The following is an 18,677-nucleotide window of genomic DNA, read 5'->3' as shown; positions in this document are numbered from 1 at the left end:
GTATCCCGCGACGTGCTACTGCCGCCGGCACTTCGCATTCACTTGGAGGCTCGGCATGGGTGGAAAGGAGCGTGACAAGCGGAGCGGCACCACGTCGTCCGGCGGGGATGAGCGGACACCGGGTGACGGGGCACGACGGGACCGTGACCCCGATGACCGGTCGAACGCCGCAGCGGATGATGACCGGACTCGCACCCCCGGGTCGGCGGCGCGCGGGGGCCTGCAGGCGGAAGACGCAGAACACTCCGGCAGTAGCCTCGCCAATTGGGCCGATCCCGAACGCTGGGAGGCACCCTCGTCGGGCCCGATTGGCCCTGGTGCGGTTGTCAAGCAGCGCTTTGTGCTTGAGGAGTTGCTCGGCCAGGGCGGCATGGGCACCGTGTACAAGGCCCGGGACTTGCGCAAGGAGGAGGCCGCGGACAGCCAGCCCTACGTGGCCCTAAAACTGCTGAACGAGGATTTCAAACGGCACCCGGATGCCCTGGTGGCGCTGCAGCGTGAGGCCAAGAAGGCCCAGAGCCTGGCCCATCCGGACATCGTCACGGTCTTCGATTTCGATCGCGACGGTCCCCACGTCTTCAAGACCATGGAGTACCTCGAGGGGGACTCCCTCGACGTGGTCATCCGTCGCCGCGGCGGCACCGGCGGGCTTCCCCGGGCGCAGGCGCTGCAGACCATTCACAGCATGGCCCGGGGGCTGGCCTACGCCCACGAGAAAGGCATCGTTCATTCCGATTTCAAGCCCGGCAATGTGTTTCTGACCCGTGAGGGCAATGCCAAGATTCTCGACTTCGGAATTGCCCGGGCAGCCCGTGTCGGACAGGCGGCCGGCACGGACCCGACCCGTTTCGACCCGGCGACCCTGGGTGCCATCACGCCGGCCTACGCCAGTGCCGAAATGTTGGTCGGCGAGGCGCCGCAGCCTGCGGACGACGTCTACGGCCTCGCGTGCGTCGCCTATGAGCTGCTCACCGGGCACCATCCGTTTCTGGATCAATCCGGGCGCAAACTGCCGGCCCACGAGGCGGCGGCGCGCCGGCTGCAGGCGCCGGTGCTGCGCAACGTGCCCAAGCGTGTCGCGCGTGCCGTGAGCCAGGGGCTTGCCTTCAGGCGGGAGGATCGCCTCCCGGATGCCGGTGCGTTCCTCGAGATGATCAAGCCGCCGGCGCGTGTCGGGCGTTTGGTGATCCTGACCGTCGCCGCGCTGGTGGTGGTCGCCGCAGGATCCTGGTGGATGGTGATTCGCGATGCTGACTTTCTGGTCACTCTCGACGATCTGCCGCCGACGCTGGAAGAGCCCCGGGGGCTGATCATGGAGGGGCAGCGCCATCATGATGCTGGCGACATGCCCCAGGCGCACCGCTATTACGTTCTGGCCTGGCAGAAGGGCGAGGACATGGATCAGGTCAGCTCTCGGGACAGGGAACGGTTGCGGGTGATCGTGGACCGCCGCACCGATGAGATTGTGGACCACTACATTCGCGAATCCGAACGGGATGATATCGACGCCTTTTCCCTGGAGCTTGTCCGGATCAGCCTGGAGTCCCTGCGTCGCTCGGATCTGGGAACTCGGGATGATCGCATCGACGACGCATTGGAGCGAATCGATGCGCGCCTCGACGAAGCCCAATAGCGCGAGGCCGTCGCCGGCGCGCCAGCCCACCCGGCAGCCCTGGTCCGGGCCGCCGGCCTGCGGTCGGCCATCATCGCTGGAGCAACCGGCATCAAGGGCTATACTAAGGGCAAGCACGGTGGCCTGCCGGCCGCGTAAAGTTTCCGTGCGGGCACCTGCGGGCCCATTCCACCACGCGAATGTCCCGCGCGAAGGTGACGAGGAAATCAACAGGCATTGTCAGCAAGAGTCGCGTTGATGTTCTGTGCCAACCGTCCACTTCGTTTGCTGCCGCCGTGGCGTCACGGCGGTGTGCGGCTTGCCGTGCTGGTGGCCGCTGTGGCGCTGTTGGCCGGCTGTGCCACCGCTTTGGATGAGGACGACCCGGAAGCGATGGCCGCTGCCGAGGGCTATGCCGAGGTTGACGACCTCTACATTGTTGACTGCCTGTTGCCGGGGCAGGTACGACGGCTTGGCGGGACGACCTACTTGACGCCGCGTCGGCCGACCCGAACAACCGCCCAGGATTGCCGAATTCGTGGCGGTGAGTACGTGGCTTACGATCGCGCTGATTACCGCTCCGCCCTCAATGTCTGGCTGGAACGGGCAGAGGACGGAGATGCCGAGGCGCAGAACTACGTCGGTGAGATCTTCGAGAAGGGCCTGGGACAGGAGCCGGATTACGCCTCGGCCGCCTCGTGGTATCGGCGCGCGGCTGAGCAAGACTATGCGCGGGCGCAGATTAATCTCGGTTTCCTCTATGAGCAGGGGTTGGGAGTCGACCAGGACTCCGCGACCGCCCTGAACTGGTACCGCAAAGCCTCCGGCGTCGATGAGGACGACATCGTCTACCGCTCCGAGCTCGATGCCCAAGTGGCCCAGGTGCGCGAGGAACTCACGGCGCAACTCCACCAGGCGACAAGCCAGGTTGAGGCGCTGGAGGAACAGCTCGAACGCCTGCGTTCCGAGCGCGAGGAGCTGGAGGAGCGTCTCGCGGAGGCCAAACGAGCCGAGGAGGAGGCCAGGGCCGCGGCCGAGGAGCATCCGGAGGGCGAGGTTGAGATCGGGGAGATCGCCCTCGCCTCCCCGTCGGAACTGGAAGGGGAGCTCGCCGCGGCGCGGGATCGGCTCGAGTCGCTGGAAGGGCTGTTCCAGAATGTCAGCATGCAGCGCGAAGATCTGGAGAATCAGTTGGCGGAGCTCCCCGAGCCCCAAGAGAGGGAGCGCGAGGGGCTGACCTTCGAGCCGCGTGCGCCGGCGGAGCTCGACGGGGTGGAATTCGGGCGTTACTACGCATTGATCATCGGCAATCAGGAGTACCGCTACCTGGACGATCTAACCTCGCCGGTCACCGATGGCGAGCGCCTCAAGCGCGTGCTCGAGGACCGTTACGGGTTCAACGTGGTGTTCCTGCCCAACGCCGACCAGATTCAGATCCTCAATGCCCTGAACGATCTCTACGATCAGGTCGAGCCCGAGGACAATTTACTGATCTACTACGCCGGGCACGGCAACCGCTCCCGTCCGGATAACGGTCGTCGCGAGCGTGGCTATTGGCTGCCGGTGGACGCCGAGGCCGATCGTCTTGTGCGGTGGATCAACAACGCCGTGATCAGCGACCATTTGGACCGCATTCGCGCGCGCTCGATCCTCGTGATCGCCGATTCCCTATTCGCGGGGTCGCTGACTGCCGACTCCAGCCCCATGCTGCTCGGCAGCGGTGAGCGCGCCTTGTCCGAAGAGGCGATCCGCAGCGGCCTGGAACGGCGCTCACGGGTTGTCATCTCCTCCGGCGGCGACAAGCCGGTGCTCGACGCGCTCGATCCGCAACACTCGCTGTTCGCGCGGTCATTGATCGATGTATTGGAAGACAATGACCAGGTGGTGCGGGAGAACATGCTGTTCGCGCGCGTCGCCGTTAATGTTCGCCGCCGCTCGCAGGGCGAGGGCGTGGAGCAGACCCCCGAGATGCGACCCATTCGGGACGCAGGCCATGAAGGCGGGGACTTCTACCTCGTCCCCGTCGGCAACGCAGCGGTTACCGCCGAGGCATTGTGAGCTCCGTGGTGCAGCTCAGCGCAGGGTGAACCGCACGGGCACGCGTATGGTCAGGCGATCCCGGGCCATGTCCTCCGGGATCGCTGGAAACGGGTCGGCGCGGTGAACCATGTTCTGGACCTCCTGGTCGAGCCTGATGTGGCCCGAGCTTTGCTCGATCCTGTAGTCAATCACATGGCCCGACTGGTTGATGACGATCCACAGGAGAGCGGTGCCTTCCTCGCCGTCTCGGCGCATTTCGCGAGGGTACTCCTTGTGTTCGTCGAGATGCGCACGCAGGCTGGCCAGGTACGCATCCACGCGCTCGGCGGCCGCCTCATCGGGATGGGGCACCTCACGGGCCGTGATCTCCGGCACGCGGACGTCGCCCGGTGTTTGCAGGGGTGGCGCGGTTCTGGCGAATTCCGGTTCCCATTCCCACTCGCGTTGGGGTGGCGGCAAGGATTCGGGTATTGCCGGGCGCCGGTCCGGTGCCTGGGCAGGGGCCGTCGCGGGATCGGGATCCGGCGTGGGTTCCGGCGCCCGCCCGAAGGGGCTCAAGGCTGCGCCAGGCTCGGGAGGCTGCGGAACAGCCGCGATCGGGTGCTCCGGTGACTGCGCATCGACGGTGGTCTCGGGCGCCGAGGGTGGGGCGAGGGCGGTATCCGCTGGAGCCTCCTCCAAGGTGTCTCGCGCCACGGGTGGCCCCGGTTCTGCTGCAGCGGGGGGCAACTCCCGCGGCGCCGGGGCCGGTGGTGCCGCGGGGTCGACCGGGTCGAGGGCTTCCTGCCATTCGCGCCGGGGTTGCGGCAAGAATTCAGCGACCGTTGGGCCGGGGTCCGGCGCATCGGCCGGGGCCAGCACGGGTTCCCGGTCCGGCGGGGGCTCCGCCACCCGCTCAGCGTCGAGCACGGCTTCGCCAAGCTCCAAAGGCGGCGGGCGAGCCGCGGCCGGGCGCTCCGGCAACTGCGCATCGACGCTGGTCTCGGGCGCCGAGGGCGGGAAAAGGGAGGCAGTATCCGCTGACGCATCCTCCAGGGCGTCGTGGGCCAAGGATGGAGCCAGGTCTGTTGCGACGGGCAACTCCGGCGGCGCCGGGGCGGGCGGCGCTGCCGGGCTGAACGGCTCGAGGGCCTCGGCGGGTGTCGTTCGCTCAGGCGGCACGCGATCGGTTGATTCCAGAGCGGGCTCGAGGGCATCCGCTGCTTCCTGGGGATGCTGCGCCGTGATCGGCTGCGCGGGCGCGCGCTCGCCACGGCCGACTTGAACGGTCATGGGGCTGGCGGAGCGCCTTTCCGCCGTTGGTGCAGGGTCGGTGGCGGAGAAAGCCAGCAGCAACGCCACATGCAGCGCGACGGCGACCAGGAACGCGCCACACCAGTGCCGTGCATCCGGCGGACTCATGACTGCCCGACGGTGACGAGCTGCAGGTGTTCAACCCCCGCAGCCCGCAGCCGCTCCATGAAGAGGACAACGCGGCGACTGTCGGCTCCGGCGTCCGCCTTGAGCCAGACGGTCAGCTCCGGCGAGGCGGCGATCCGCTCGCCGAGTTGCTCGATCAGGGCCTCCTGGGGGAGCAGTTCACCATCCAGTACCATGCGCCCATCTGCCGCCACCACGATTTGTACACCGGTTTCTCCCATGCGTTCGTCGCTACCGGAGCGCGGCGGTTCGACATTCAGTGGCTCGATCGCCGCCATGCCGCCTGCAAGCATGACAAAGATCAGCAACAAAAATACGATATTGATCAGCGGCAGCACGCTCGCATCGACGTCGACGCCGTCTTCCCCTTCCCTGCGGCGCAGTCCAAGGCTCATCATTGCACCTCCAGGCTCGCGATGAGGGAGACGTTGCGCGCGCCCGCGGCCTCGAGCAGATCCAGGGCCGCGACCGATTGCTGCAGCGGCACGTCATCCGCCGGACGCACCAGTACCCGTCGCTCGGGAGCCCCCTTGACCGCTTGCGCGATGCGCGCGATCAATTCATCGGGAGCGACCATCTCGCCACTGAGGCGAAAGCCATCCGGACGCACCTCCACGAGCAGGGCACCCTCGAGCGGTGCTGCCACGGCCCCCTGCGCGGGGGTATGCAGCGGGATGACCCGCCAGTCCAGGTAGGAGGTTGCGAGCATGAAAAACACCAGCAGGATAAACACGACGTCGATGAGCGGCGCGAGCTTGATGATTGAGCGTCTTCGACGCCGCCGCGTCGGCTTAGTTGCCCACAGGGTGTGGCTCTGCAAGGTTGCCGGGTTCATCGGTATCGTCGCTCTGGCCTGGGAGAGGCGCCGTGAGGACGCGGCTGACCGTGGTTTCCATCTCGTGGGCGGCGCGATCCACGCGGCGCTCGAGCCAGCTGAGCATCGCCACCGTCGGAATTGCCACGCCCAGACCCACGGCAGTGGTCAGCAGCGCCTGCCAGATGCCACTGGACAAGACGGCGGGACTGACCTGGGTGCCGGCCATCTCCAGCTCCCGGAAGGCCTCGATCATCCCCAGCACGGTGCCGAACAGGCCAAGCAGCGGTGCCAAAGTGGCAATGACCTCCAGGGGGCGAAGGTAGGAACGCAGCGCCTCGAGCTGATCCGCCGCGATGCGCGCGAGCGTCTCCCGGAGGGATTCCAGCGCGCCATCACTGCTAGCGCGCCCGGCCATGGCGCGGTCCAGCACGATCTGTACAGGTTGCCGGGGATGGCCTAGCAGGGCTCTGGCCGCAGTGGAATCCCCGGTGGCATAAAGCTCCGCGGCCCGCCGGGGGGTGCGGATATCGCCAATCCCGGCAGCCCGGAATTGCCAGAGCTTCATGGCAACGATGGTCGCCGCCAGCACCGACATGCCCAACAGGATAATCACCACAGGGCCGCCCGCCTCAACAAGTCGGCTCAGGGTTGCAAGCGCACTATCGGATATGCCGCGCACCGCGGTCGTCATCTCCATGGAACCCATCCCTCGCAATTACAGGCGCGCGCTGAACGGCAGTTTTGACGATCGACCGGAAACCGACTCATTTGATGAAAGGCACCTCAGTCCGCGCCGTGACATGGGTGTACGCCGTGCAGTCAGGGGCGGTGCCGTCCCCGGCCTCGCAGTCAATGACCTCGTTCAGCAGAACGCGCCCAAGATCCTGGCAAGGGAGGTCGGTGATATCGAACATCTTCACCGCGGTCTTGCCCTCCTCCAGAGGGCCGGCCTCCAGGGCGAGGCGGCGGGCGATTATGCCGTCGGTATCGAACATCACCAGATCCAGCCGGAATGTTTCGAAGCGCACGCCGACATCGTTCTCCAACACCAGATACGCCAGGCAGCTGCCGTTCCGGGGCTCGAGCTTGTTCAACTCCACCGTCATGGCGCCGGATTCGGCATCGGCGTTGGTCCCAATTACGCCGATAACAAGCGCCAGCAGGATTGCGCGCATAATCGCCTCCCCACAAAGGATCTCCCGGATCGCGCCTTGTACGCGGGCAGGCATTGAGCCGTCGGGATCATCGGGGCCGCAATGGTGTACTCACATAACCAGTATAGCGACTCATGCCGGCCCCATCAGCGGGGGCGGCAGGCATCGACGACGCAGGATCGGATCGTGAATGGTGCGGGGCATCACGTTGCCCGGTGTTTCAGGTACACTGTATGCGTAAATGGATCCATTTGGAGTCAGGAGTCAGCTTAATGGCACGTGTGACCGTCGAGGATTGCCTCGAAAATGTAGACAACCGCTTCGAACTGGTGCTAGTTGCCACGAAACGGTCGCGCCAGCTCGCTCACGGGTTGGAGCCGCGGGTGCCCCTTGAGAACGACAAGCCCACCGTGCTCGCCCTGCGCGAGATCGCAGCAGGGCATGTGGGGGCCTGGATTCTTGAAGACAACCCTGAAGCGGAGTACCAGGTGGCGGCCGAGAAAACCCGGCCGTTGCCTGAAACTCCGGATCGAACCTGAGGTGACTCGTGGCCCGTGCGGACCCGCTGCTGGCGGCAGGTAAACAGGGAGAACCCCATCCGGGTCACAGAATTGGCGAGCTCTGCTCGCTGTTAGAGACGTATCTGGAACCAGAACAGGTCCAGACCGTTTATCGTGCCTATCAGTTCGGGGCGAGCGCCCACGACGGCCAGCGGCGCCTCTCCGGCGAACCCTACATCACCCATCCGATGGCCGTCGCCAAAGTGCTTGCGGAGATGCGCCTGGACTACCAGAGCATCGTCGCCGCCATTCTCCACGACGTCATCGAAGACACCCCCACCGCCAAAGAACAGATCGAGGTGGATTTCGGCAAGGAAGTCGCCGAGCTTGTCGACGGCGTCTCCAAACTGACTCAGATCCATTTTGAGAGCAAGGCCGAGGCCCAGGCCGCCAACTTCCGCAAGATGATGATGGCCATGTCCCGGGATATCCGGGTGATCATCATCAAGCTGGCGGATCGCTTGCACAACATGCGCACCGTCTGGGTCATGCCGCCTCACAAGCGCCGCCGCATCGCCCGCGAAACCCTCGACATCTACGCCCCCATCGCAAACCGACTCGGCATCAACAACGTGCGCCTCGAGTTGGAAGATCTTTGCTTTGCGGCCATGTACCCCATGCGCTATCGCGTTATCAAGGCGCAGGTCCGCAAGGCGCGGCGTAATCAGAAGACGCTGGTGGGCAAGGTCAACGACGCACTCCAGGAGCGGCTCGGGGAAATGGGTATTGAGGCGGCGATCGACGGGCGGGAGAAGCATCTCTTTGGCATCTATCAGAAGATGCGTGGCGAGGTGGGGGATCGCAAGGGTTTCAACGCCGTGTTCGACGTCTACGGTTTTCGCATCGTCGTGGACACCGTGGATGCCTGCTACCGGGTGCTCGGTGCCATGCACGGGCTCTATAAACCTGTTCCAGGCCACTTCAAGGACTACATCGCCATTCCCAAGAGTAATGGCTACCAGTCCTTGCACACCATGCTCTGGGGCCCACAGGGCATCCAGATCGAGGTTCAGATCCGCACCACCGAGATGCATCGGGTGGCCGAGATGGGTGTGGCGGCGCACTGGATGTACAAAGTCGGCGAAGCGGCCCAGAACACGGCGCAGAGCCGCGCCAGGGAATGGGTCAAGGATCTGCTGGAGATGCAGAAAAACGCCGGTAACCCGATCGAGTTCATCGAGAACGTCAAGATCGATCTCTTCCCCGACGAGGTCTACGTCTTCACCCCCAGCGGCGATATCCTCGAAATGCCGCGTGGGGCGACGCTGGTGGATTTCGCCTACGCCGTGCATTCCGATATCGGTGACACTTGCCTTGCCGCCAAGGTGGATAAGCGTCTCGTGCCACTGCGCACGCAGCTGGAGACCGGCCAGACCGTCGACGTCATCACCGCCCCCGGGGCGCGGCCGAATCCGGCTTGGCTGGATTTCGTCGTCACTGCCAAGGCGCGCTCGGCGATTCGGCACTCGCTGAAGAACCTGCGCCACGAGGAAGCCACCAGCCTGGGCCGGCGGTTGCTGGAGCAGGCCTTGGAGAGCCTGGCATTGGACCTGGACGAACTTCCCGCCGAGCAGGTGGAGGAGGGCCTTGAGGCTCAGGGCTTTGAGACGATGGAAGGCCTTCTGGAGAACATCGGTTTGGGGCGGCGCATGCCCTGGCTTGCGGCGCGACATCTCGCCGGCTTGTCGAAAGAGTTGCTGGAATCCGAAAGCGAGACTCGCCAGCGGTTGACCATCCGTGGTACCGAAGGCGCCGTGGTCACCTTCGCCCGTTGCTGTAATCCGATCCCCGGGGACCCGATCATCGGTTTCGCGAGCTCCGGCCGTGGCATGGTGATTCACCTGCAGGACTGCAAGAACCTGCAGGAGTACCGCAAGCACCCGGAGAAATGGCTGGACGTCCAGTGGGAGCCCGCGATCAATCGCGAATTCCCGGTGCCGGTGCGCGTGGACGTGGTGAATGAGCGCGGCGTCCTCGCGGAGGTCGCATCGACCATCTCCGAGAGCGAAGGCAACATCCTTAACGTCGCAGTGGACGAACGCGATGGTATGATCGCCACCATCAACTTCAGTATCGCCGTGAAAGGGCGGCGCCATCTCGCCCGCGTGATGCGCCGGCTGCGTGTGGTCAGCAGTGTGCTGCGCATCAGCCGCATGCGGGGCTGAGCGCCATTCGTCTCGGCGACTGAATCTCACTGCAATGGATTGCCAGGCAGCGAGAGTAGACCATGAAACAGTGGTTATTGCGCAAGGAAGCGCTTTGGGCGGGCGGGATGCTGGCCCTGTTTGCGGGTTACCTGGCATTCGGCGACAGTACCGACCCCTGCAGGGACGACGCGGTTGGGCTGGCGGCCGCGGCGGGGCACGGGTCCGACCCGCTGGCGGAGGGAGAGCACGTGACCGTGGAGGGTGTGGTCACGGGTGAATTTTTGGGCGGCGAGCAGCTCAATGGTTTCTTTATGCAGGCCGAGGGGGGCGAGGGTGGGCCCGCGGCGCTGTTCGTGTATGCCCCGGGCCTGGACGAGGCCGAGCGCCAGCGCGTCCGCCCCGGTGTGGTGCTTCAGGTTCAGGGGATCACCGACCGCTTCCATGGCCGCCCGCAGATTGGCCAGGTGGATACCATCTACCGATGCGGCCGTCCTGGCCGGCCGGAGCCGAAGGAACTGACGCTGCCGCTGACGCAGGCGGATCGGGACCGCTTCGAAGGGCTGCTGGTCCGAACCACCGCTCCGTTGACGGTCACGGGCAACTATCAGCTCGGCCGCCACGGTACCCTGAAGTTGGCGCCAGAGCGCGCCTACCGCCAGCGTAGCGGTGATGACCCCGGCTCGCGGGTCCTGCTGGACGACGGCAGTTACCGGGGGGCTCCCGAGCCGGTGCCGTATCTCGACGCTGACTCCGGCACACGGCGGGTCGGTGACCGTGTGAACTCCGTTGAGGGCATTCTCACGTATGCGTTCGACCGTTGGCGGCTTCACCCAGTTGAGCCCCCGGAGTTCGAAGTGGCGAATCCCCGTCCGGAGGCGCCGGAGCCGGTGGATGGCACTGCGCGGGTGGCGGCGTTCAACGTGGAGAACTACTTTCTTACCCTGGGCGAACGCGGTGCGGCCAACCACAAGGAGCTGGAAGGCCAACGCGGCCGGCTGCTTCCAGCACTACGGGCTTTGGATGCCGATCTGCTGGGGCTGGTGGAGGTGGAAAACGACCCGGACACCCTGAAGGATCTGGTTCGCCGTGCGAGCGAGGCCGCCGACGGCCCGCCTTACCGTGCGGTGATCGGCGGTGCGACCGGTGGTGATGCCATCAAGGTGAGTCTCGCCTACCGCCCGGAGCGAATAGAGTTGGTGGACGGGCCGTTTCGCGACTCCGACCCTGTGCACCACCGTCCTCCACAGGCCGCCGTCTTCCAACCGCACGGAGAAGCACCCTTTCTCGCCGTGGTCGTGCACTTCAAGTCAAAGATCGGTTGTCCCTCGTCGGGCGATGTGGACCGGGGCCAGGGCTGCTGGAACGAGCGGCGAACGACGCAGGCGGAGTCCCTTGCCAGGTTCGTTCACTCAAAGCTCACGCAGACCGGTACCGGTGATGCAGTGCTCCTGGGCGATTTCAACAGCTACGCCGGCGAGGATCCGATTCGCGCTCTGGCAGAGGCCGGTTTCCTTGACATTGTGGCCGAAGAGCTGCCGCCGGAGCGTCAATATACCTATGTGTTCCGGGGCGCATCGGGCACCCTGGATTACGCGCTTGCTAACGAGAGCATGGCCGCACGTGTCACGGGCGCGACTGTGTGGCACATTAATGCGGACGAACCACCCGTGTTCGGCTACGACGGCCGGCTTGCCGAGGATCCTGCCGCCGCGGGGCAGCCGTTCCGGTCCTCCGACCATGATCCAGTCCTGCTGGGCATCGATCCCAACGGCTAATCTCTTGACTCATACGTGCGTTTGATTTCTGGTACGTTTGTTAGAACCGACTATCCCTAATAGCACGAGGAGAGGACCAGTACCATGACGCGGGAAGTGATCCACACGGATCGGGCACCTGCGGCCATCGGGCCGTATTCACAAGCCATTCGGATCGACAAGACCGTTTACCTCTCCGGGCAGATCCCGCTGGATCCGGAAAGCATGGAATTGGTCCGTGGCGATATTCGTTCCCAGGTCGAGCAGGTGTTCAAGAACCTGCGCGCGGTCTGCGAGGCGGCCGATGCCACCCTGGAAGACATCGTCAAGCTCAATATCTATCTCACGGATCTGGGTAACTTTGGCCTGGTCAATGAGATGATGGAAGAGCATTTCAACGAACCCTACCCGGCGCGGGCTGCCCTGGGTGTCGCCAGCCTGCCGAAGGGCGCGGGCGTTGAGATGGACGCCATTGTGGTGCGCGACCAGGGCTGACACGGTGCCGGCCGCCGCTGACAGGGACGCTCTGGGTCGGCCCGTGACCACACTCCCGGGGGTGGGTGAACGCCAGGCGCAGCGCCTGGCGCAGCTCGGTGTTCACACAGTGCAGGATCTCCTCCTGCACCTGCCGCTTCGCTATGAGGATCGCAGCCGCGTCCGCCGCCTAGGGGAGCTGCGCCCCGGTGAACAGGCCCTGATCACCGGCACCGTGGAGATCACAGAAGTCGCTCGCGGCAGGCGTGCTCGCCTGCTCTGCCGGATCACGGACGGCACTGGTGCGCTGACCCTGGTGTTCTTCCACTTCCATGCCAATCAGCAGCGGCGTCTCGCCCGTGGTATCCGCATCCGCTGTTTTGGTGAGGTGCGCGAGGGCCCGTCCGGGTTGCAGATGATCCACCCCGAGGTGGATGTCGGTGGCAGTGATGCCGAAGGCGGCGACGGCCTGCTGCCGGTCTACCCGGCCACGCAGGGGCTCAACCAGACCGGCCTGCGCCGGCTGGTGGATCGGGCCGTGGCGCTGCTCCAGGCGGTGCAGCCCGAGGACCTACTGCCGGATGATCTCCGCGCCGCCGAGCAGTTGCCCACGTTTACCGAGGCCGTGCTGACCCTGCACCGACCACCCGATGACAGCAGCGTCGCCCGCCTTGAAGGCCCGGAGGAGCCGGCCCGACGGCGCCTGATCATCGAGGAGCTACTCGCCCATCACCTGACCCTGCGCCGGCAGCGCCATCACCTGCGCGACCGGGCCGCGGCGCCCGTGCTACGCGGCAACGGCCGGCTCGTCTCGGCGTTTCGCGAGAGCCTGTCGTTTGCGTTAACCGGTGCCCAGGACCGCGTGGACCGGGAGACGGCGGCGGATATGGCCCGCCGCGCGCCCATGCTGCGTCTGATACAGGGGGACGTGGGTTCCGGCAAGACCGTCATTGCTGCGCTCGCGGCGCTGCGGAGCGTGGAAAGCGGTCTGCAGACCGCTATCATGGCGCCAACGGAGCTCCTGGGAGAGCAACACTACCGTAATTTTCGCGACTGGCTCGCGCCGCTGGGCGTCACCGTGACATGGCTGTCGGGGCGCCTGCCGCCGGCCGAGCGTCGGCAGGTGCTGCGCCTCCTGGCCGATGGCGACATCGACATTGTCGTGGGGACCCATGCGCTATTCCAGGAGAACGTGGTCTTCTCGCGCCTTGGGCTGGTGGTGGTCGACGAGCAGCATCGCTTCGGTGTGCATCAGCGCTTGGCCTTGCGGGAAAAAGGCCAGACGGAGCAGGCCCAGCCGCACCAGCTCATTATGACCGCCACCCCTATCCCGCGGACCCTGGCCATGACCGCCTACGCCGATCTCGATGTCTCGGTGATCGACGAACTCCCGCCCGGTCGTACGCCCGTGAAGACAGTGGCCGTGCCCGACACCCGCCGCGACGAGGTTGTAGAAGCCGTGGCCAACGCCTGTGCCGATGACCGCCAGGCCTATTGGGTCTGTACCCTGATCGAGGAGTCCGACACCCTGCAGGCGCAGGCGGCTGCGGAGACTGCGGAGCGGCTGCGCGAAGCGCTGCCCCACTTGCGCATCGACCTGGTGCACGGGCGTCTGAAGGCCGCCGACAAGGATGCCGTCATGTGCGCCTTTGCCGCGGGCGAGCGGGACCTGCTGGTGGCTACAACCGTGATTGAAGTGGGTGTGGACGTGCCCAACGCCAGCTTGATGGTCATTGAAAACCCCGAGCGCCTCGGCCTCGCCCAACTCCACCAGCTGCGCGGGCGCGTGGGGCGCGGTACCACGGCCAGCAGCTGCGTGCTGTTGTATCGTGCGCCGCTGACGGATGCTGCGCGGGCGCGACTGTCGGTGCTGCGGGAATCCGGTGACGGCTTTGAGATCGCGCGCCGGGATCTGGCAATCCGCGGCCCTGGAGAGCTGCTCGGCACCCGCCAGACAGGGGCCTGGCAGCTGCGGGTGGCGGATCTGGTGCGCGACAGCGAACTCATACCCACCGTGCAGCAGGCGGCGGATCGGCTATTGCAGCATCATCCGCATGTCGCAGACCGGCTGATCGATCGCTGGGTGGGGGAAGCCGCCCAGTACGGTCGCGTCTGACGTCATTGCGATCGGGATGCACCAGCGCCATGGGCATGCGATACTGCCGGCCGTTTTGCGGTGCGGGGGCGAGCGTGCGGCAGGCCTTTTGCCAGTGGCGGATTCGTGACGGTCGACCGGGTGCGCGCGTGCCGTCGCCCGAGCGCGCTTGGGTCGTGGAGACAGGGTCGCTGACGGCGGGTCTTCGCCAGCGCTGCGGTCGGGCGTTCAATGTGCGCGTGCTGGACCAGGGCTGGTATCGCCCGGCCCTGGACGAGGCCTGGCGCTTGCACCTGGAGCGCCGGCATGTGGCCTGGGTCCGGCAGGTGGCGCTGTGTTGCGGCAATCAGCCGCTCATCCTGGCGCGCACGGTGATCCCGCCACACTCGCTGCGCAGCGGCAACGAGACGCTGCGTCACCTGGGCGCGCGCCCGCTTGGCGAGCTCCTGTTCCGCGGTGGTGGCACACCCCATGAGCCCATGGAGGTTGCGCGCCTGCGCGCCGGCGACTGGCTGGCGGAGCGCATGGGCGGGGCCGGGTTATCACCGGCGTCGGGTTGCTGGGCACGGCGGGTTGTTCATTACCTTCGCGGCCGCCCGCTGTTGGTTGCGGAAATCTTTCTGCCGGAGCTGTTTCATTGCCAACCCTGACCAAGGCATTCGTTGCGGATCGGTTGCTTCAATACGCGCGGCTGGCGCGCCTGGACCGCCCCATCGGCAATTTCCTGCTGCTCTGGCCCATGCTCTGGGCCCTATGGCTGGCCGCCGAGGGCTTCCCCGACCCGCTGGTATTCACCGTGTTCGTCCTTGGCGTACTGGTGATGCGCGCCGCCGGCTGCGTGATCAACGATTACGCCGATCGCAACGTGGACGGCCATGTGAAGCGCACCACCCACCGCCCGATGGCACGGGGCGCCGTCAGCGAACGCGAGGCCTTGACTTTGTTCGCGGGGCTTTGCCTGGTGGCCTTCGCCCTGGTCCTGCTCATGAATACGCTCACGGTCCTGCTGGCGCTGGTGGCGGTGGTGCTGGCGGCCACGTACCCGTTTGCCAAACGCTACACCCACCTGCCGCAGGTGCACCTCGGGGCGGCCTTCGGCTGGGCCGTGCCCATGGCTTTCGCCGCGCAGACGGGCACCGTGCCTGCGATCGCCTGGCTGGTGTTCATTACGGCGGTGCTGTGGGCCACGGTTTACGATACCCAGTACGCCATGGTGGACCGCGACGATGACGTCAAGATCGGCGTCAAGTCGACGGCCGTTCTCTTCGGTGATCTTGACCGCCTGATCATCGGGCTGCTGCAGGCGCTGATGACCTTGACGCTCGTCTTCATCGGACTGCGGGCGGAACTCGGCGCCCCTTACTACGTCGCCCTGGTCATCGCAACGTTGCTGTTCGTCTACCAGCAATGGCTCATTCGTGAGCGCAGCCGGGAGGGCTGCTTCCAGGCCTTTTTGAACAACAATGTTTACGGTGGCGTGGTTTTCGTGGGCATCCTGCTGAGCTATGGCTGGGCGGAACTGTAATCACCCTGTGGCGCGTGTCATAGCATTACCCGGGCGACCCATAGACCACCGCTTCCTCTACACGGGACAGGCTGCACGCCATGGATGTCTGGTACAGCATCGCCGCGGTGATCGCGCCGTTACTCGCCCTGATTGCCTCGGGGCATGCGGTGCTCACGAAACGGGATTCCCGTAGCGCCCTTGCCTGGGTGGCGCTGCTGTGGCTCGTGCCGGTGATCGGTGCCGTGCTCTATCTGTTGTTCGGAATCAACCGGATCAATCGGCGCGCCTCGGCGCTGCGTCGCAAGGCCCTGGAGAGTTTCGAGCGCGTCTACGAATGTGATCTCGACACCCTGCGCACCCTCCTCGGCGCCGAGTCGCAGAACCTCGAAGACCTCGCCCGCGCGACGAACCGCATTATCGTGCGCCCGCTGGTCCAAGGGAACCGCGTCGAGCCCTTGGCGGACGGCGATGAGGCCTACCCGGCGATGCTCCATGCCATCGAGCAGGCGGAGTACACCGTCACCCTGGCCACCTATATCTTCGGTAACGACCAGGTGGGGCATGCCTTCGCCGATGCACTCCAGCGTGCCGTGGAGCGCGGGGTGGAAGTGCGGGTGCTCATCGACAACGCTGGCGAGCGGTATACCTGGCCTTCGATGGTCGGCGATCTGCGTCGGCGCGGGGTCCCGGTGGCCCGTTTCTTTCCCGGCTTTCCGGTCCGCCTGGTGGGCATCAACCTGCGCAACCACCGTAAGCTGCTGGTGGTCGACGGCAGCGTCGGATTCACCGGCGGCATGAACATCCGCCGCCATCACCGTCGCGACGCCAGGCGTCGCGCGACCCGGGACATCCACTTCCGTCTGCAAGGGCCGGTGGTGCGCCACCTGCAGGAGGTTTTTTATGAAGACTGGCTGTTCGCCGCGGCGGAACCCCTGGAGGGTCCCGATTGGTTTCCCGAGCTGGCGCCGGTGGGCAACGCTGTCGCCCGCGGTGTCCCGGACGGCCCGGACGACAACTTCCTCATCCACCAGATGACTTTACAGGTCGCGGTGACCACGGCGCGGGAGTCCATACGCGTCGTCACGCCCTACTTCTTGCCCGAAGCCCCCCTGATCGCCGCGCTGAACACGGCCTCCATCCGAGGCGTCGCTGTTGATATCGTCCTGCCGGAACACTCCAACCTGCCCTTCGTGCACTGGGCCACGATGGGGCAGATCCGCCAGGTGCTGACCTACGATTGCCGCGTCTGGCTGACGCCGCGGCCTTTCGACCATTCCAAACTCATGGTCGTCGATGACAGCTGGTCCTTTGTTGGTTCGTCGAACTGGGACCCGCGCAGCCTGCGGCTGAATTTCGAGTTCAACGTGGAGTGCTTTGATCGCACCCTCGCCCAGGATCTCAGTGCCCGCGTCGACGCCCGCATCCGCCATGCCCGCCCCCTGACTGCCGGCGACATCGAGGCCCGCGCGTTGCCCATTCGGCTTCGTGACGGCGTTGCCCGGTTGATGACGCCGTACCTTTGACGCCCCCCGGAGCCCTGCCGACGAACGCGCTGTGCGGTTGGCCGCCATGGTCGCACTCGTGCGGCGGGTGGCCCGGGTGGATGCACCATTGTTGTGCGTCCGCGCCCGGGTGTGACTTGCCATGATTGGGCAAGCGACGGAAAACGATGCTTTTTTCCACCCTGGCCCGAATCTTGTTAGACCCACAACAGCCATGCCGAATCCACCGCTCCACAGACAACCGCGGGTAGTAGCTTATGGACAAGTCTTCGACCAGCAGCCGGAGCGTCGCCGATTACCTGATTGCCTCGAAGAATTGCGAAATCGTCAGTCTCGAGCAGTTGCTGCGGACCGGGCGGTTGGTGGTCAGTATCAGCAATCTCGTGCATGCCTTGCAGCGCGAGCGCGGTGCGTCGAACCTGTATCTGGCGTCGGCTGGCGAGCGGTTCGCCCATGAGCTCCCGGGTCTGCGGGAGCAGGCGCTGGCCAGCGAACGCCAGTTTCGGGACTGCCTGGGGCAGATAGACCTGCGCTCCGGTGCCATTCCCGGTGCCAGCCGGCTCTTCAGCCGTATCGCCTATGCCATACAGGGGCTGGAGGAGGTTCGGGCGGTGCGCGACGAGATCACCCCACAGCGGGTTGCGCCCGAGGCAGTGCTCGAGGGCTACAGTGCCCTAATACGGGGCTTGCTGGCGGTGGTGTTCGAAGCCGCGGATACGGCGCTCGATCCCGATATATCACGAAAACTGGTGGCCATGTTCCACCTCATGCAGGGCAAGGAGTTCGCCGGGCAGGAACGGGCCGTGGGCGCGGCGGGGTTCGCCCGCGGCGGTTTCGATGCACCGGCCGTCGAGCGCTTGCGCCACCTGATCGAAAATCAGGAACGTTGTTTCCAGATTTTCGCCAGCTTCGCCGATACTGAAACCCTGGCTGCGTGGGAGGACACCGAGACCGGCGGTGCCAGTGGTGAAGTGGAACGGTTGCGACGCATCGCGTGCACCTCTGCTCCGGGGCGCGTGACCGATACGGCTATCAGCGATGTCTGGTTCAATGCGACGACCCACCGCATCGACGGCATGAAGCGGGTGGAAGACCGCGTGGAGGCGAGTCTGGAGGCGCTTTGCCAGCAGAAGATCGCCGACGCGAGGGCAGACCTCGACTCGCACGCGCATCATATCGAGGCGTTGACCCGGCAGCCGGGTGACCAGCCGTCATTCGCCATCTTCTTCAGCGATGGCACCGAACCGCTCAATTCGGACTGCGCGGGCCCCCAGCTCGGCCGTTCCCTGATCGATCTGGTGCAGTGCCAGTCCGCGCGCCTGCAGGCCATGAGCGACGAGCTGAACGAGGCGCGCGCGGCACTCATGGAGCGAAAGAGCATCGAGAAGGCCAAAGGGCTCATCATGCGCCACCGCGACATCAGCGAGGAGGAGGCCTACAGGTTCCTGCGCCAGGTGGCCATGTCGCAGAGCCGGCGACTGGCGGAGGTGGCAGCGGATACGATCGCCATGGAAAAGCTCTTCAAGTGTTGAAAGCCCTCCGCCCTCATTTGATGCATCGATTTGCTGCAGTGCACCGTCGCAGGGCGGAACCCCC

At 65.6% G+C, this 18,677-nt stretch carries 16 protein-coding genes; 11 read left to right on the top strand and 5 right to left on the bottom strand.

Features of this window, described 5'->3' with window-relative positions:
* Positions 1-55 precede the first annotated feature (55 nt).
* Entirely contained in the window at positions 56-1,633 is a 1,578-nt protein-coding gene (locus QZT63_RS02525) for a serine/threonine-protein kinase (RefSeq protein WP_290648302.1), read from the top strand.
* A 237-nt stretch (positions 1,634-1,870) separates the two neighbouring features.
* Complete coding sequence (locus QZT63_RS02520) at positions 1,871-3,670, top strand: caspase family protein (protein WP_290648301.1); 1,800 nt, start codon at positions 1,871-1,873, stop codon at positions 3,668-3,670.
* Between the two features lie 15 nt (positions 3,671-3,685).
* Here QZT63_RS02520 and QZT63_RS02515 read toward each other — a convergent pair whose 3' ends face one another.
* From QZT63_RS02515 to QZT63_RS02495, 5 genes are all read right to left on the bottom strand, one after another.
* A complete protein-coding gene (locus QZT63_RS02515) occupies positions 3,686-5,053 on the bottom strand; it encodes an energy transducer TonB (RefSeq protein ID WP_290648300.1) in 1,368 nt (455 codons plus the stop codon).
* Positions 5,050-5,469 (bottom strand): biopolymer transporter ExbD, encoded by a 420-nt coding sequence (locus tag QZT63_RS02510; protein ID WP_290648299.1) that lies wholly within the window; start codon positions 5,467-5,469, stop codon positions 5,050-5,052. The genes QZT63_RS02515 and QZT63_RS02510 overlap by 4 nt, the downstream gene beginning before the upstream one ends.
* A complete protein-coding gene (locus QZT63_RS02505; protein WP_290648298.1) occupies positions 5,466-5,906 on the bottom strand; it encodes a biopolymer transporter ExbD in 441 nt (146 codons plus the stop codon). The genes QZT63_RS02510 and QZT63_RS02505 overlap by 4 nt, the downstream gene beginning before the upstream one ends.
* Positions 5,863-6,585 (bottom strand): MotA/TolQ/ExbB proton channel family protein, encoded by a 723-nt coding sequence (locus tag QZT63_RS02500; protein ID WP_290648297.1) that lies wholly within the window; start codon positions 6,583-6,585, stop codon positions 5,863-5,865. Before QZT63_RS02500 ends, QZT63_RS02505 begins: the two co-directional genes overlap by 44 nt.
* A gap of 67 nt (positions 6,586-6,652) precedes the next feature.
* Positions 6,653-7,063, bottom strand: a complete 411-nt coding sequence (locus tag QZT63_RS02495) for a Tat pathway signal sequence domain protein (protein WP_290648296.1) — start codon at positions 7,061-7,063, stop codon at positions 6,653-6,655.
* 251 nt (positions 7,064-7,314) lie between these two features.
* Here QZT63_RS02495 and rpoZ point away from each other — a divergent pair, with 251 nt between their 5' ends.
* The 9 genes from rpoZ (at position 7,315) to QZT63_RS02450 (ending at position 18,613) form a co-directional block, all read left to right on the top strand.
* Positions 7,315-7,581 carry a DNA-directed RNA polymerase subunit omega gene (gene rpoZ, locus QZT63_RS02490; protein WP_290648295.1) on the top strand — a complete coding sequence of 89 codons (267 nt, stop codon included), beginning with the start codon at positions 7,315-7,317 and terminating at the stop codon, positions 7,579-7,581.
* Positions 7,582-7,607: 26 nt separating this feature from the next.
* Positions 7,608-9,767, top strand: a complete 2,160-nt coding sequence (spoT, locus tag QZT63_RS02485; RefSeq protein WP_290648327.1) for a bifunctional GTP diphosphokinase/guanosine-3',5'-bis pyrophosphate 3'-pyrophosphohydrolase — start codon at positions 7,608-7,610, stop codon at positions 9,765-9,767.
* A gap of 62 nt (positions 9,768-9,829) precedes the next feature.
* Positions 9,830-11,524, top strand: a complete 1,695-nt coding sequence (locus tag QZT63_RS02480) for an ExeM/NucH family extracellular endonuclease (RefSeq protein WP_290648294.1) — start codon at positions 9,830-9,832, stop codon at positions 11,522-11,524.
* An 84-nt stretch (positions 11,525-11,608) separates the two neighbouring features.
* Positions 11,609-11,998 (top strand): RidA family protein, encoded by a 390-nt coding sequence (locus QZT63_RS02475; protein ID WP_290648292.1) that lies wholly within the window; start codon positions 11,609-11,611, stop codon positions 11,996-11,998.
* A 4-nt stretch (positions 11,999-12,002) separates the two neighbouring features.
* Complete coding sequence (gene recG, locus QZT63_RS02470) at positions 12,003-14,093, top strand: ATP-dependent DNA helicase RecG (protein WP_290648291.1); 2,091 nt, start codon at positions 12,003-12,005, stop codon at positions 14,091-14,093.
* Positions 14,094-14,122: 29 nt separating this feature from the next.
* Positions 14,123-14,722, top strand: a complete 600-nt coding sequence (locus tag QZT63_RS02465) for a chorismate lyase (RefSeq protein WP_290648290.1) — start codon at positions 14,123-14,125, stop codon at positions 14,720-14,722.
* The gene (ubiA, locus tag QZT63_RS02460; RefSeq protein WP_290648325.1) at positions 14,719-15,597 is read left to right on the top strand and encodes a 4-hydroxybenzoate octaprenyltransferase; all 879 of its coding nucleotides are present in this window, start codon (positions 14,719-14,721) and stop codon (positions 15,595-15,597) included. The genes QZT63_RS02465 and ubiA overlap by 4 nt, the downstream gene beginning before the upstream one ends.
* Before the next feature lie 80 nt (positions 15,598-15,677).
* The gene (gene cls / locus QZT63_RS02455; RefSeq protein WP_290648288.1) at positions 15,678-17,102 is read left to right on the top strand and encodes a cardiolipin synthase; all 1,425 of its coding nucleotides are present in this window, start codon (positions 15,678-15,680) and stop codon (positions 17,100-17,102) included.
* A gap of 236 nt (positions 17,103-17,338) precedes the next feature.
* Entirely contained in the window at positions 17,339-18,613 is a 1,275-nt protein-coding gene (locus tag QZT63_RS02450; RefSeq protein WP_290648286.1) for a nitrate regulatory protein, read from the top strand.
* Positions 18,614-18,677: the final 64 nt, after the last annotated feature.

Source organism: Aquisalimonas sp., from assembly GCF_007120195.1.
GTDB lineage: Bacteria > Pseudomonadota > Gammaproteobacteria > Nitrococcales > Aquisalimonadaceae > Aquisalimonas.
This window is presented reverse-complemented; position numbering and strand designations above follow the sequence as displayed.